The sequence below is a fragment of the Rhodococcus sp. NPDC003322 genome (assembly GCF_053589555.1).
Genome location: NZ_JBSFSC010000008.1, coordinates 25,403 through 40,265 on the forward strand (window position 1 = coordinate 25,403; position 14,863 = coordinate 40,265).

The 14,863-nt window shown below is 71.9% G+C and carries 8 protein-coding genes; 5 read left to right on the top strand and 3 right to left on the bottom strand.

Annotated features, from left to right (window positions below; all coding sequences use genetic code 11):
* Positions 1-325 precede the first annotated feature (325 nt).
* Positions 326-1,111, bottom strand: coding sequence for an enoyl-CoA hydratase/isomerase family protein (locus tag ACWDUM_RS26005; RefSeq protein WP_450136218.1), 786 nt, complete (start codon positions 1,109-1,111; stop codon positions 326-328).
* 80 nt (positions 1,112-1,191) lie between these two features.
* Here ACWDUM_RS26005 and ACWDUM_RS26010 point away from each other — a divergent pair, with 80 nt between their 5' ends.
* Positions 1,192-2,601: a plasmid pRiA4b ORF-3 family protein gene (locus ACWDUM_RS26010; protein ID WP_450136219.1), complete on the top strand. Its 1,410-nt coding sequence runs from the start codon at positions 1,192-1,194 to the stop codon at positions 2,599-2,601.
* Positions 2,602-2,641: 40 nt separating this feature from the next.
* Here the strand turns inward: ACWDUM_RS26010 and ACWDUM_RS26015 are convergent, their stop codons facing one another.
* Both ACWDUM_RS26015 and ACWDUM_RS26020 read right to left on the bottom strand, forming a co-directional pair.
* A complete protein-coding gene (locus ACWDUM_RS26015) occupies positions 2,642-4,180 on the bottom strand; it encodes an acyl-CoA synthetase (protein WP_450136220.1) in 1,539 nt (512 codons plus the stop codon).
* 101 nt (positions 4,181-4,281) lie between these two features.
* Entirely contained in the window at positions 4,282-5,283 is a 1,002-nt protein-coding gene (locus ACWDUM_RS26020; RefSeq protein WP_450136221.1) for an MBL fold metallo-hydrolase, read from the bottom strand.
* Between the two features lie 438 nt (positions 5,284-5,721).
* Between ACWDUM_RS26020 and recC the strand changes: the two genes are divergently transcribed.
* From recC to ACWDUM_RS26040, 4 genes are all read left to right on the top strand, one after another.
* A complete protein-coding gene (recC, locus tag ACWDUM_RS26025) occupies positions 5,722-9,006 on the top strand; it encodes an exodeoxyribonuclease V subunit gamma (RefSeq protein ID WP_450136222.1) in 3,285 nt (1,094 codons plus the stop codon).
* Positions 9,006-12,467 (top strand): UvrD-helicase domain-containing protein, encoded by a 3,462-nt coding sequence (locus ACWDUM_RS26030; RefSeq protein ID WP_450136223.1) that lies wholly within the window; start codon positions 9,006-9,008, stop codon positions 12,465-12,467. Before recC ends, ACWDUM_RS26030 begins: the two co-directional genes overlap by 1 nt.
* Entirely contained in the window at positions 12,464-14,296 is a 1,833-nt protein-coding gene (recD, locus tag ACWDUM_RS26035; protein ID WP_450136224.1) for an exodeoxyribonuclease V subunit alpha, read from the top strand. Before ACWDUM_RS26030 ends, recD begins: the two co-directional genes overlap by 4 nt.
* 82 nt (positions 14,297-14,378) lie before the next feature.
* Entirely contained in the window at positions 14,379-14,861 is a 483-nt protein-coding gene (locus tag ACWDUM_RS26040) for a hypothetical protein (RefSeq protein WP_450136225.1), read from the top strand.
* The last annotated feature ends 2 nt before the right edge of the window (positions 14,862-14,863 follow it).

Below are 14,863 nucleotides of genomic sequence, written 5' to 3' on the forward strand. Positions count from 1 at the left end.
CGGTCGGGACGTATCGAACTGCATGCTATTGAGAGGCGTGCTGTTGTGACGACCTTCCAGAGAAGGCTGCGGCGCGCAGATCAGCGGGGCGAAGTCTTCCCGGGAATGCGGGAGCTTCTGTCTCGCCTCGAGGAGAGTCAGGGTACGACGGTGTGGACAGCCGCTCTTCAACATGAGGGAAGAAGCTTGTCGATTTGGTTCGACTCCAGCGATGAGATGCTGGGGTTCGTAGTGAGTGGTATCGTCGGCGCCCCCGGCCATGAGGCGCCGCATCCGTCGTAGCGGCGCGAGCCGGGGGCGACAGTGAATGTGGGTCGTTGCAGGGTCAGGCCCCCGCCGGCAGTTTCGTGAAGTCCGGTTCCCTGCCCTCCGCGAAGGCGACGAGCGCCTCGATGTTCGCGGGGCCGCCCATCAGTTCCGCGAAGCAGGCGTTCTCCCGCTCCCGTGCCGCGGCGATCTCGGCGCGCAGCGGCTCGGTCATCGTCCGCTTCACGGCCGTCAGGCTCGAGATCGGCTTGGCGGCCAGGGTTTCCGCGTGCCTCCGGGCGACGTCGAGCAGTGCGTCGGGCTCGCACACCTGGAAGACCAGGCCCATCTCCTTGGCCTGCTCAGCGTGGATCCATTCCGAGCTCATCAGCACCCAGGCCGCGTTCTGCCGCCCGATCAACGTCGGCAGCAGGTAACTCGACGCCGCCTCGGGGGCCACGCCGAGGCCGGTGAACGGGCATTTGAGCTTCGCCGCGGTCGACATGAACGCCAGGTCGGCGAACCCGATGATGGTCGTGCCGATGCCCAGGCCGAGTCCGTTGATCGCGCAGATCAGCGGCTTCGGGAACTCGGCGAGCGCGTCGATCAGGCCCAGGAAGCCGTGCTTTCCCGGCTGGAAGTTCGGATCGCTTGCCCGCGCGTGCATCTCGCGTAGGTCGGTGCCCGCGCTGAAGGCGCGGCCGTTGCCGGTGAGCAGCACCACCGCCACCGACGGATCCGCGGCGGCCTCACGCAGCGCCTCGGTGGTCGCGTCGTAGAGCGCCTCGTTGAACGCGTTGAGCGCGTCCGGTCGGTCGAGGGTCAGCGTCCGGACGCGGGCGCGGTCGTCGATGAGGATGCTCATGCCCAGCACCCTAGAACGTGTTGCAGAAATTGGGAAGGTCTCCGGAGGCCGTTGTCCGTGACCTGTCCTAGGCTGGCGCAATGGGAGCTTCCGCATCCGGTCGACGCCTCCGGTCCGTGCCCACCGACCCCGACGCTCTGCGGTCGTTCGTCGAGGAGACCCGCGCCTGGACGGAGCCGCTCGGCGCCGTCGCCTACCGGTTGCGAATCGACCTCGACGGAGTCTTTCCGGCGGTGTGGCGGCAGTTGGTGGTGCCGTCGACGCTCAGGCTCGACGAGCTGCACCCGGTACTGCAGTCCGCGATGGGATGGAAGGACACCCACCTGCACCAATGGCTCCGTCCGGACCCGCGGGGGTTCGGTGACAGTGACCGGTATGCCATGCGGTCGAGCATCGAGGACGGTTTCGACGAGGGCGCCCGCTGCGAGGAGAAGGTTCGGCTCGACGACGTGCTCAGGGCGCCCGGCGACGTCCTGGAGTACGAGTACGACTTCGGAGACGGTTGGGAACACACCGTGGTGCTCGAGGCGGTCGATCGGGACGCCTCCCCGGACGAATCGCACTGCATCGCCGGCGAACGGGCCTGTCCACCGGAGGACTGCGGGGGCGCGTCCGGTTACCGGCACCTGGTGGGAGTGCTCGCGGACCGGGCGCATTCGGAACGCGAGGACCTGCTGGGCTGGCTCGGCGGCGAGTTCGACCCGGAAGCGTTCGACGTCGACGCGGTGAACGTGAATCTGGCCGCGCGCGACGCCGTGCGACTTCACCCGCCCGTCCTGGACTCCCGGTTCGCGGCGCTGTTGGCGCGGATTCCGTACCAGGCTGCCCCTCGGGTGCACGCGCTGGTGGCGCGCGCGGACCTGCAGGACCGGCTGGTGGTGCCGTTCGAGGAGATGGAGGCCGCCGCGCTCGCCCAGCTGCGGTGGCTGCTGCGCCGGATCGGCACCGAGGGCATCGCGCTGACCGCGGCCGGTTACGTTCCGTCCGAGCATGTCGCGGCCGCCCGCGACGAACTCGACTGGGGCGGACGGTGGACCGGCCCCCGCGAGGCCGACAATCCGCTCTTTCGGCGGCTCCTGGACGCGGGCCGCGCGTTCGGCCTGACCCGCAAGTACAAGGGCGCGCTCCTGCTGACGAAGCGCGGTGCGACGCTGCTGCGCCGGGACTCCGACCTGTGGGAGCACGTGGTCACCACGGTGCCGCTCGGCAGGGAGCAGATCGAGTACGAGGCCGGCCGCCTGCTGCTGCTCGGTGTCGCCGCCGGGGCCACCGGCGCCGAGCAGCGTGCCGCGCTGGCCGAGGGCTTGGAGGCGCTCGGGTGGTGCCTCGAGGACGGCGGGGTTCTCGACGAGTCCGACGCATGGCGGGTGGCCGCCGCGACCGCGGACTTCCTCGAGCTGATCGGCGCGGTGACTGCGTCCTCCCCGCGCGATGCCGGGCGGCCGCCGGACTGGGCGCGCGGGTTCGCGCGGATGGCCCTGTCGATGTAGGGGCGGGTCACGGAGGTGTCCCCGTGACCCGCGCCCGATGTCATCCCTGGGAGGAGCCCAGTGGCGTCCGCAGTTCCCGCTTGAGCAGCTTGCCGCTCTGGTTGCGGGGCAGCGCCTCGACGAAGCGGACCTGCTTGGGCACCTTGAACGGCGCGATCCGCTCCTTGACGTGCCCGACCAGCGCCTCCTCGGTCAGCTCCTGGCCCTCGCGCAGCACCACGACCGCGGTGATCGCCTCGATCCACTTCTCGTCCGGGGTGCCGATCACCGCGACCTCCGCGACCGCCGGATGGGTGTAGATCGCGTCCTCGACCTCGCGGGATGCGACCAGGATGCCGCCGGTGTTGATGACGTCCTTGATCCGGTCCACGACGGTGACGAAGCCCTCGGCGTCGCGGCTGACCAGGTCGCCGGAGTGGAACCAGCCGTCGCGGAACGCCTCCGCGGTCGCGTCGGGGTTCTCCCAGTAGCCCTGGCACAGCTGCGGGGAGCGGTAGAGGATCTCGCCGGACTCGCCGTCGGCGACGTCGTTGCCCTCCGCGTCCACGACCCGGGTCTCGACGAAGAACACCGCGCGCCCGCACGACGACGGCCGCTCCGCGTGCTCCTCCGGACGCAGCACCGCCGCCAGCGGACCGATCTCCGACTGGCCGAAGCAGTTGTAGAACCCCAGGTCGGGGAACTTCTCGCGGAGCCGGTTCAGCACCGTCACCGGCATGATCGACGCACCGTACTGCGCCTTGCGCAGCGACGACAGGTCGCGGGTCTCGAGGTCCGGGTGGTTCGCCAGCGGCACCCACACCGTCGGCGCGAGGAACAGCGACCCGATCCTCTCGGCCTCGACGCGGCGCAGGATCTCCGGAATGTCCGGTGCCGCCATCAGATTCACGGTCGCGCCCACCGACAGGTACGGCAGCATGAACACGTGCATGCCCGCCGAGTGGTACAGCGGCATCGCGATCAGCGGATTGTCGTCCGACTTCAGGTCCAGCGCGATCACCGACGAGACGTACTCGTAGACGAGGGCCTCGTGGGTCATCATGGCGCCCTTGGGCTTCGAGGTGGTGCCCGAGGTGTACAGCAACTGCACCAGGTCGGTCGCGGCGGCGCGGGGCGTCAGGTCGGGCACCTCGTCGGCCTCGGCCGCTTCGAGCAGCGATCCGTCCGCGTCGCGCAGTGGCAGGACGTGCTCGACGCCGGTCAGGTCGGCCCGCACGCCGTCGAGCGTGCCGGCGAGCGCCGGGTCGACCAGCACGGCCCGAGCCCCGGACTGGGACACCAGATAGGTCAGCTCCTCGCCCTTGAGGGCGTAGTTCACCGGAACGTGCACCAGCCCGGCACGGGCGCTCGCGAGGAACCCGATCACGTAGGCGTCGGAGTTGGTGCCGTAGGCGGCGACCCGGTCGCCCGGTGCGAGGCCGAGGGAGAGCAGGTGGGCGGCGGCGCGGGTCACCGCGTCGTCGAGTTCACGGTAGGTGCGGACGCGACCGTCGAACGCCAGCGCGGTGCGGTCGGGGAACTTCGCCGCCGAGCGACGAAGGACGCCGTCGACGGTGTGGGTGCGCGGATCGAGACTCATGCACGTCAGATTATGGGACGTCCAACTAATTGGGAAGGGTTTTGCGGAACCCATGACCGGGCGGGCCGGTCGAGGGTTCCGCACCGGCGGAGACCGTTACGTCACCGCCGGGCGAAGAGTGCGGGCTCGCTGCCGGGAACCTGGGCGACCTTCTCCCGCGCCACCAGATGCCGCAGGTGCGCGGCGGCCTCGGACACCGCCATGCCGCGTGCCTGGGGAGAGAACGCGTCCCACCCGCGGTACCACTTCATCCGCTCGGCGACCTGCCACAGGGTGATCTCGTCATCGCCGAACGCCTCGTACAGGTGATCGAGGCGCTCCTCGTGGTGCTCGATCAGTTCCTTCGCGCGGCCCGGGAGATCGGTGATCGGCAGGCCGTGGGCGCCGAGGCCGCGCGTGACGCCCATGGACTGCACCCGCTGCAGCGAGTCCATGAACTCGGCGAGGGCGTCGCGCTCCTCGAGCGGGTAGACGAAGTTCCCGACGTGGGGCGTCGTCTTCTGCAGGACGTGGTCGCCGGTGAACATCACGTCGGCGTCCTCGAGGAGGAAGCACGCGTGGCCGGGCGTGTGGCCGGGGGTGAACACCACCCGCAGGTCACGCCCCTTGAGCGCGATGACCTGACCACCACTCAGTGTGCGGTCCGGGGTGGACTCGGGGCCGGCGGGGGAGCTGATGCCGCGGACCGCCTCGGCGTACGCGTCGCGATCCTCCTCGGAGGCGCCGGCCCGAGCCATGTTCACCAGCTGGTCCGCCAGCCACGCCTCATCGTGGTTCGAGGACATCAGCCGGAACAGTTCGTGGTCGTCCTCGTGCATCGCGATCCACGCCCCGGATGCCTCCCGCACGCGCCCGCACAGGCCGGTGTGATCGGGGTGGAAGTGGGTCAGGACGACGCCCTCGACCTCGGTGACCGAGTGTCCGACCGACTCCAGTCCCTGCGTCAGCCCCTCCCAGCCCTCGTCGCCGTCCCATCCGGCGTCGACAAGCACGATTCCACCCGGCGACTCCATCGCGTACACGAAGGTGCTGCCCAGCGGGTTGTGCGTCATCGGAACCGTGATCTGAAAGATGCCATCGCCGATGGCCACTGCGTCAGACATAGTCATTACCTCTGTACCCGTGAAATACGCCTCAAATCCTTTCGTTCATCACTACCTCACGCAGTGGCCTGGAGCACACCCCGGGTCCCGCTTTGCAGGACGATCTGTGACATAAGTAACTGGACCTGTCGTGGGGTGTGCGCAGGGGTTTTTGCCTGTGTGCTGGGGCGTTGCGCGTGCCGAGGGGTGGACGCCGGAAAAGGTGTGTGCGCCCGCGATCGGCCGTGTGCACACAGGCGTTGCCGCGTGTACACGGAGATTGGGCGCGCAGATGGGGTGTGGACGAGGGAAGGGGTGTGTGCACCCGAGGCGGAGTCGCGGTGCGGCGAGTACCCGGATCGGGTCGGATGCCCGCCTGACCTGGCGCGCGGCGGCGCTGTCGTGTCCGGGGCCTGTGGTAAGCCTGACTCGACCCGCACACCGACCGATGGGGGGATCGTGCTCACACTGCACCGCGCCGAGCGGTCGGACACGCTCGCCGACACCCTCGCGCGCACCCTTGCCGCCCCGCTCGCGGATCCGTTCGCGCGGGAGGTGATCGCCGTCCCGGCCAAGGGGGTCGAACGCTGGTTGACGCAACGGCTTTCGGCTGTGCTCGGCGCGGCACCGAATGCGGCGGACGGGGTCGCGGCGAACATCGACTTCCCGTCGCCGACCCGGCTGGTCGACGAGACGCTCGCCGCGGCCACCGGCACCACCGCCGACGCCGACCCGTGGCAGCCCGCGAAGGTCCTGTGGACGCTGCTGGACGTGATCGACGCGAGCCTCGACGAGTCCTGGGCGGCGGTGCTGGCGCGACACCTCGGCCAGGACGACCCGGACGGGCATCGCGCCGGCCGCCGCTACGGCACCGCCGCGCACCTGGCCGAACTGTTCCGCGCCTACGGTGATCAGCGACCCGCGATGCTCGTCGACTGGGCGGCGGGACGCGACAGCGACGGCGCCGGTGCGATGCTCCCGCCCGACCTGGCGTGGCAGGCCGAACTGTGGCGCCGGCTCCGCGAGCGCCTCGGCGCGCCGAGCCCCGCGGAACGGCTCGCTCCGGCGTGCGCGGCGCTGCGGGAACGCCCCGGCATCGTCGACCTCCCCGAGCGGATCTCGGTGTTCGGGCCGACCCGGCTGACGACCGCCCAGCTCGAGGTCCTCGACGCCCTGTCCGTCAATCGCGATGTGCACCTGTGGATTCCGCATCCGAGTCCGGCGATGTTCGACGCCCTCGCCCGTGTCGACCCGCCGGCCACCCGCGCAGCCGACGAGCGCGGCCTCGCGGTCCGGCATCCGCTGCTGGCGAGCCTGGGCCGGGACGTGCGGGAACTGCAGGGCCGGCTGAGGCTCGACGCCGTCGCGCACGCACACCATCCGGCACGGCCGCGCCCGGACACCCTGCTCGGCGCGCTGCAGTCCGACCTCGCCGCGGACCGGGCACCGACCCGGCGCCCGCTCGACGGCTCGGTGCAGATCCACGCCTGCCACGGTCCGGCCCGGCAGGTGGAGGTGCTGCGGGAGTCGCTGCTGCACCTGTTCACCGAACTACCCGACCTCGAACCCCGTGACGTGCTGATCATGTGCCCCGACGTGGAGACCTACGCGCCGCTGATCCGCGCGGCGTTCGGGCAGGACGGCGTCGGGCACCCCGGGCACGCATTGCGGGTGCGGCTGGCGGATCGCGCACTGCACCAGACCAATCCGGTGCTCGGAGTGGTGGCATCGCTGCTCGAGCTCGCCGACGGCCGGGTCGCCGCCAGCCAGGTCCTCGATCTCGCCGCCACGGAGCCGGTCCGCCGCCGGTTCCGGTTCTCCGACGACGACCTCGAGCGGCTGCGGGAGTGGATCACCGTCGCCGGTGCCCGGTGGGGCATCGGTACCAGGGAGCGTGCCGCGCACGGACTGCCCGAGTTCCGGCAGAACACCGTCCGGTCGGCGCTGGACCGGATCCTGCTCGGTGCCGCCACCGACGACGCCGACGGCGACTGGCTGGGGCTCGCCCTGCCCCTCGGCGGGGTGGACAGCGGCGACATCGACCTCGCAGGCAGGCTCGCCGAGTTCGTCGACCGGCTCGACAAGTCGCTGTACGGCCTCGCCGGACCGCAGTCCGTCGACGCGTGGGCCGCGGCGCTGGATCTGTCGCTGGACCTGCTCGTCGACGTGCGCGAGCGCGACGCCTGGCAGCTCGGGCAGGCGAAGCGGGAACTGGCCGCCGCGGTCGAACACGGCACCGCGCAGTTGCGGCTGGCCGACGTGCGCGCGATGCTCGCGTCCCGGCTCGCCGGCAGGCCCACCCGCTCGAACTTCCGGACCGGGGAGTTGACGGTGTGCACGATGGTGCCGATGCGATCGGTCCCGCACCGGGTGGTGGCGTTGCTCGGCCTCGACGACGAGGCGTTTCCGCGTAGTCCGGGCGTCGACGGCGACGACGTCCTCGGTCGCAACCCGCTTCCGGGGGAACGGGATCCGCGCAGCGAGGACCGTCAGCTGCTGCTCGACGCGATCGGTGCGGCGGGGGAGCGGCTGCTGCTGTTCTACACCGGCAGGGATCCGGTCAGCGGCGCCGTGCGCCCGCCCGCCATCCCGCTCAGCGAGGTGCGGGACGTGCTCGACGAGATGGTCGGCCGTCCCGGCGCCGCCGTCACCGCACATCCGCTGCAGCCGTTCGATGCCCGCAACTTCCGGGAGGACACGCCCCTCGGATTCTCCGCCCCGTTCAGCTTCGACAACGCCGCCCTCGCCGGGGCACTCGCCGCGCAGCATCCCGCCGAACGGGACCCGGGGCTGCTGCCGTCGCCGTTGACCGAGCGGGAGCGGGGGAACGTGGACCTCGCCGACCTGATCGCCTTCGTCGTGCATCCGACGCAGGGGTTCCTCAAACAGCGCCTCGGCGTTCGGCTGGCCGACCTGGACGAGGAGATCGCCGACGCACTCGATCTGGAACTCGACTCGCTCGCGAAATGGGCGATCGGGGAGCGGATGCTCGCCGCGGTCCTCGCCGACGACCGCGACATCACCACGGCCGTCGCCGATTTCCGCGCCGCGGAATGGCGTCGCGGAACCCTGCCGCCCGCGGAGCTCGGGCAGCGGGCGCTGCGTGAGGTGGAGGAGACGGTGCGGGTGCTCGCGTCCGCGGGCCGGATGCCCGGGCCGCCCGAGACACTCGACGTCGACGTCGATCTCGGGGGCGGACTCCGGCTGACCGGCAGCGTCGACGGGGTCCACGGTGACGTCGTCGCGCGCACCACCTTCTCGAAACTCGGCCCGAAGCACCGGCTCACGGCGTGGGTGCAGGTGCTGGCGCTGGCGGCCGCGAACCCGGACCGCCGGTGGCGGGCCGAGACGACCGGAAAGGGACGGTCCCGCAGGCCGACGGCGTGGCGGTCGCACATCGTCGCCCCCGCCGACGCCCGCGAGCAGCTCGCCGCGCTGATCGCGTTGCGGTACGAGGGACTGCGCGCACCGCTGCCGATCGCGACCGGGGCCACCGCGATGTACGCGCAGTGTCGCGCGCAGGGCGACTCGGTGGCGATCGCCGTCGACGCGGCCCAGAAGGAATGGGACAGCCCGTTCGGTGACGGGAAGGACAAGCACGTGAGCTACCTGTACGGGCCGGATGCGCCGCTGACGGTGCTCACGGCCGATGTCGCCGCCGGGTCGGAAGGCACCCGGTTCGGTGAGCAGGCCCGCATCCTGTGGGCGCCACTGCTCGCCGCCGAGACGGTGGGGACGGTGTGATGGCGCCCGCGACGACCACGAACCGCGCCGCGTTCGATCTGCTCGGTGAGCTGCCGTCGGAGACGACGGTCCTCGAGGCCAGTGCCGGGACCGGCAAGACGTACGCCATCGTCGGTCTCGCCGTGCGGTACGTCGCCGAACGCGGCGTGGACCCCGAGCGGTTGCTGCTGGTGACGTTCAGCCGCGCCGCGACCAAGGAGCTGCGCGAGCGCACCCGCGAGCGCTTCGCCGGCGTCGCCGCCGGCCTCGCCGACCCGGCGTCCACCGACGACCGGCTGGTGCGGTATCTCGCCGATGCCGACGCGGACACGGTGGCCTTGCGTCGCCGCCGGCTGCTGCAGGCGCTGTCGAACTTCGACGCAGCCACCATCGCGACGACGCACAGCTTCTGCCAACGCATGCTGGACAGCATCGGCATCGCCGGGGAACGCGACCCCGACACCGAACTGGTCGAGGAAGCCACCGAGTTGATCGCCGAGACCATCTCGGACCTGTACCTGAACCGGTTCGGCCGCGACCCGGACCCGTCGCTGACCCCCGAAGAGGCGCGAAAGGCGGCGCGGGGGGCCATCTTCGACCCGCAGGCCCTGCTCGCGCCGCAGAACGCCGACGGGACCGCCGCCGGTGACATGGGCGGCACCGCCGCCGGGGACGCGGTCGCGTTCGCGCAGGCCGTCCGAGTCGAGGTGCAACGGCGCAAACGCGCCGCAGGCATCCGCGACTTCAACGACCTGCCCGCCCTGCTGCACGGCGTGCTCACCGATCCCGAGCACGGCGCCGACGCGCGGCGCCGGGTCCGCGAACGGTTCGAGGTGGTGCTCGTCGACGAGTTCCAGGACACCGACCCGCTGCAGTGGGGGATCCTGCGGGCCGCCTTCCACGAGCACGCCACCCTGATCCTGGTCGGGGACCCGAAACAGGCGATCTACGCGTTCCGCGGCGCCGAGGTCTTCGCGTACCTCGACGCCGTCACCGAGGCCCGCACCCTCGAACTGACCACCAACTGGCGCAGCGACAAGCCGCTGCTCGACGCGCTGGCCCACGTCCAGGGCGGTGCCGCGCTCGGGCACCCCGACATCGTCGTGCACCCCGTGTCGGCGGCGAGGTCCACCGCGCGGGTGTCCGGGGCGCCGCCGATCCGGTTGCGGCACCTGACCCGCGCCGGTGCGGGACCTCTGGGCCGCAACGGGTTTCCCTTCGTGGCCGCGCTTCGGTCGCGGGTCGCCGACGACGTCGCCGCGGACGTGGTGCGGCTCGTCGAAGGGGGTGCGACGATCAATCTCGGCCCCGACGACCCGCTCGGCGCCGGACCGCGGCCGGTCGCGCCCGGCGACGTCGCCGTGCTGGTGCGCACCAACAGGCAGATCGCCCTCGTCCACGACGCCCTCGACCGCGCCGGCATCCCCGCGGTCACGGTCGGCGGGCTCAGCGTGTTCGTCACCCCGGCCGCCCGGGACTGGTTGTGGGTGCTGCAGGCCCTCGAACAGCCGCACCGCGCCGACCGCGTGCGGCTGGCGGCGCTGACGTCGTTGCTCGGGCACACCGCGACCGATCTGGACGCCGGCGGTGACGAGCTCGTCGCGCAGATCGGCGGCGGGATACGGGATCTCGCGCGGGTGTTCGCGACGGCCGGGTTCGCGGCGATGGTGGAGCGACTGTCCGCGTGGAGCCGGCTCGAGGCGAGGCTGCTCGGCCGGGTCGGTGGCGAACGCCTGCTGACGGATCTGCGGCACATCGCGCAACTGCTCGGCGAGGTCGCGGTGGGGCAGGGCCTGGGTCTGACCGCGCTGACCCGCTGGCTCACCGACCGGATGCGGGACCCCACGTCCGGCACCGTCGACCGCAGCCGCCGCCTCGACTCGGATGCCGCCGCGGTGCAGATCGCCACCGTGCACGCCACCAAGGGGCTCGAGTACCCCATCGTCTACGTGCCGTACGGGTGGGACGCGGCGAAGATCCCGACCCCGGACCGGCTGCTGCTGCACGACGACGCCCACACCCGGATCCTCGACGTCGGCGGGCCCGACGGCCCCGGCTACGCCGAACGCCGGAAGCGGCACGACGAGGAGGAGGCCGGCGAGGAACTGCGGCTGCTGTACGTCGCGCTGACGCGGGCCAAGTGCGCGCTCGTGTTGTGGTGGGCGCCGTCCTCCTCGACGGCGTCCTCGCCGCTGCACCGGATGCTGCTCGCCCGCACCCCCGGCGCGGCCGATGTGCCGCGCGGGCTGTCGATTCCCGCGGATCCCGAAGTCGCGCAGCTGTTCTCCCGCTGGGCCGACGGCGTCGACGGCATCGAGGTCGAACCGGTGGCGCCGGACCCGATCGTCGTCGGCACCTGGAACGCCCCGCAGGAGCCGGCGAAGACGCTCGTCGCGGCCCGGTTCGACCGGATCCTGGACGCGGACTGGCGGCGCACGTCCTACACGGCGATCACCGCGGCCGCGCACGCGCTCGCGCCTGTGGCCAGCGAGGCGGAGACACCCGAACTCGACGACGAACCGGAGGAGCCGCCGCTGACCGCGGTCGGCGTCGACACCGGCGACGGCCACCTGCCCTCCCCGATGAACGGGCTTCCCGCCGGCGCCGCGTTCGGCACCCTCGTGCACGCCGTCCTCGAGTACGTCGACACCTCCGCCCCCGACCTCGCCGCCGAGGTCCGGCAGCGGTGCCGCGACGAGGTGGCCGCCGGGTTCGCCGGGGTGGACCCGGACGCACTCGCCGCCTCCCTGCTCCCGGTGCTCGCGACACCGCTGGCCGGCGCTTCGGCCCGAGGCTTCGCCCGAGGAGGGGCCGAGCACACTCTCGCGTCGATCGCGCCGGCGGATCGGTTGCCGGAACTCGACTTCGAGTTGCCACTGGCGGGAGGCGACGCCGCATCGGACCGGGTGACGCTCGACGCCGCGGTCGCCCTGCTGCGCAGGCACCTGCCCGCCGACGACATCCTCGCCCCGTACGCCGACCAGCTCGCCGAGCTCGGGCCTGCCCCGCTGCGCGGCTACCTGACCGGAAGCATCGACGCGGTGCTGCGGCTGCCGGGAGTCGATCCCGAGCAGCCGCGGTTCGTGGTGGTCGACTACAAGACCAACCGGATCGCGCCCGGTGACCTGACCACCGGACAGTTCACCCGCGACGCGATGGCCGCGGAGATGATGCGCTCGCACTACCCGCTGCAGGCACTGTTGTATTCCGTTGCCCTGCACCGCTACCTGCGCTGGCGGCTACCCGGCTACGACCCGGCGGTGCATCTCGGCGGCATCCAGTACCTGTTCGTCCGGGGCATGGCCGGCCCGGACACCCCCGCCGGCTGCGGGGTGTTCGACTGGCATCCGCCGGCCGCGCTGGTGACCGACCTGTCCGATCTGCTGGCCGGCCCCCCCGCACCCGAGGTGGCTGAAGGGCACCTTCGTGCGGTTGTTCCGAACACACGGGCCCTTCATCGGGCGGGGGAGGAGGGGCCGTGACCGAGGCGTGGGTGGCCCAGCGTGGGCAGGGGGCGCTGCGGGCGTTCAACGAGGCGGGGGTGCTCGGCGCCGCGGACGTGCACGTCGCGCTGCGGCTCGCGCAGCTGGCGGGGGAGCGGTCCGAGGACACGGTGCTGGCGACGGCCCTCGCGGTGCGGGCGGTGCGCTCCGGCTCGGTGTGCCTGGAGCTGGACAGGATTCGCGACATGGGCGTCGACGCGCTGGTCGCGGAGGAGGAGACGGAGGTCGACCTCGACGAGTTGCCGTGGCCGGAACCGGCGGCACTGCTCGACGCGCTGAACGCCAGCCCGCTGGTCGTCGGGGGCGAGGCCGGACCGCTGCGTCCGCTGCGGCTCGTTCACACCCCGATCGGTCCGCTGCTGTACCTGGAGAAGTACCACAGGCAGGAGGAGACCGTCCGCCGCGTGCTCGATGCCCGCGCCGGTGACCACCCCGAGGTCGACGCGGACGTGCTGCGCGCAGGCCTCGCCGACATCTTTCGGGACGAGGAGGCGCCGGACCGCCAGCGGGTCGCCGTCGCCGTCGCGGCCACCCACCGGACCGCGGTGATTGCCGGCGGTCCCGGAACCGGCAAGACGTACACCGTCGCGCGGGTGCTGGCGATGCTGCGGCGGCTGCATGGCGACGGGCTGCGGATCGGGCTGGCCGCCCCCACGGGGAAGGCGGCGGCGCGCCTGCAGGAGTCGGTGCAGGGCGAGGGCGCGGCCCTCGGGATCCCCGACACCCTGGCGGCGTCCACCCTGCACCGATTGCTGGGCTGGGGCCGGAACGGTCCGAAGTTCCACGCCGGGAACCACCTGCCGTACGACGTGATCGTCGTGGACGAGACGTCGATGGTGTCGCTGACGATGATGTGCCGGCTCCTCGAGGCGCTGCGACCGCAGACGCGCCTGATCCTGGTCGGCGACCCGAACCAGCTGGCGTCGGTCGACGCCGGCGCGGTACTCGCCGACCTCGTGGACCGTCCGGTCACCGTGCCCGAGAACCCGCTGCTCGAGCAGGTGGTCGGCCCCGATCTCGGCGCGGCGCGCTGGGCGGACGGCGAGCGGGACCGGCTGCGCGGCGGCATTGTCCGGCTCGATCGCAACCGACGGTTCGACGAGGAGATCGGTGCGCTCGCGGACGCGGTCCGGGACGAGGAGCCGGACCGGGTGATCGACCTGCTCCGGACCGGCGGCACGGGGATCGAGTTCCTGGCCCCCGACGACCTGGACGCGCTGCGGCGTCAGGTGGTGGCGAACGCGGCGGAGGTGACGGCAGCCGCGGAGGCGGGCGACGTGGTGGCGGCGCTGGAGCTGTCGGAGCAGCATCGGCTGCTCTGCGCCCACCGCGACCGGCCGCTGTACGGCGTGTCCTGGTGGGAGCGGGCGTCTCTCGAATGGATCGGCGCCGCGACCGGGCACCGTCTCGACCCCGACGGCTGGTCGGCAGGCCGGCCGCTGCTGGTGACCGCCAACGACTACGACGCGCAGATCTACAACGGCGACACCGGCGTCGTTGTCCGCCGCGACGACGGGGAACTGATCGCCGCGTTCGCCCGGGGCAGCCGGCCGCTGCTGATCCACCCGAGCCGGCTCTCGTCGGTGCAGTCCGTCTACGCGATGACGATCCACCGCAGCCAGGGCAGCCAGTACGGCACCGTGTCCGTGATCCTGCCCGACGCGAACTCTCCGCTGCTGACCCGGGAACTGCTCTACACCGCCATCACCCGCGCCAGGACGAAGGTCCGCATCATCGGCACGGAGGACGCCGTCCGCGCGGCCGTGACCCGGAACGTGCGCCGCGCGAGCGGGCTGCGGTTGGGGTAGCTGTCCACAGCGTGGGATTCCGCGGGAACCGTTGGCGTGGTCGCTGCATCGAACCAGGTACAGACAAACTGGGGAGACGCACATGGGATACACCGAGTACGTGGTCTTCGTCGTGCCGCGGCACCGCGATCACCAACTCGACCGAGAATTCGACGCGGCCTTCGACCTCGAGGCCTGTCAGTTCGCCCGCCTCGACGGTGCCGACACCACTTTCACCAGGGTGGTCCACAACTGTGTGCGGTTGGTGCACGCGGACCTGACACCCGGCTCGTTCGACGGCGCCGATTCGCTCGTCGATGAGCGAATCGGGTTGCGCGTCACGGTGATGGGCGACGCCGTGCGGATCGGGTTGCTCGCCGACCCGGCGCCGGCGGACGCCGAGTACACCGTCGGCCTGGTGCAGCGTCTGGTGGCCGCGTTGACCGTGACCCTCGGGTGGATCGCGTTCGACCCCGCCCAGCGCGTCGCGGTGCGACCGACCGAGGCGTACCGGGACGGCGCGCTCGCCCTGCTCCGGGGCCACTCCACTGAACCCGACGGGCGCCACGTCCGGGGAGCGGTGTGAGC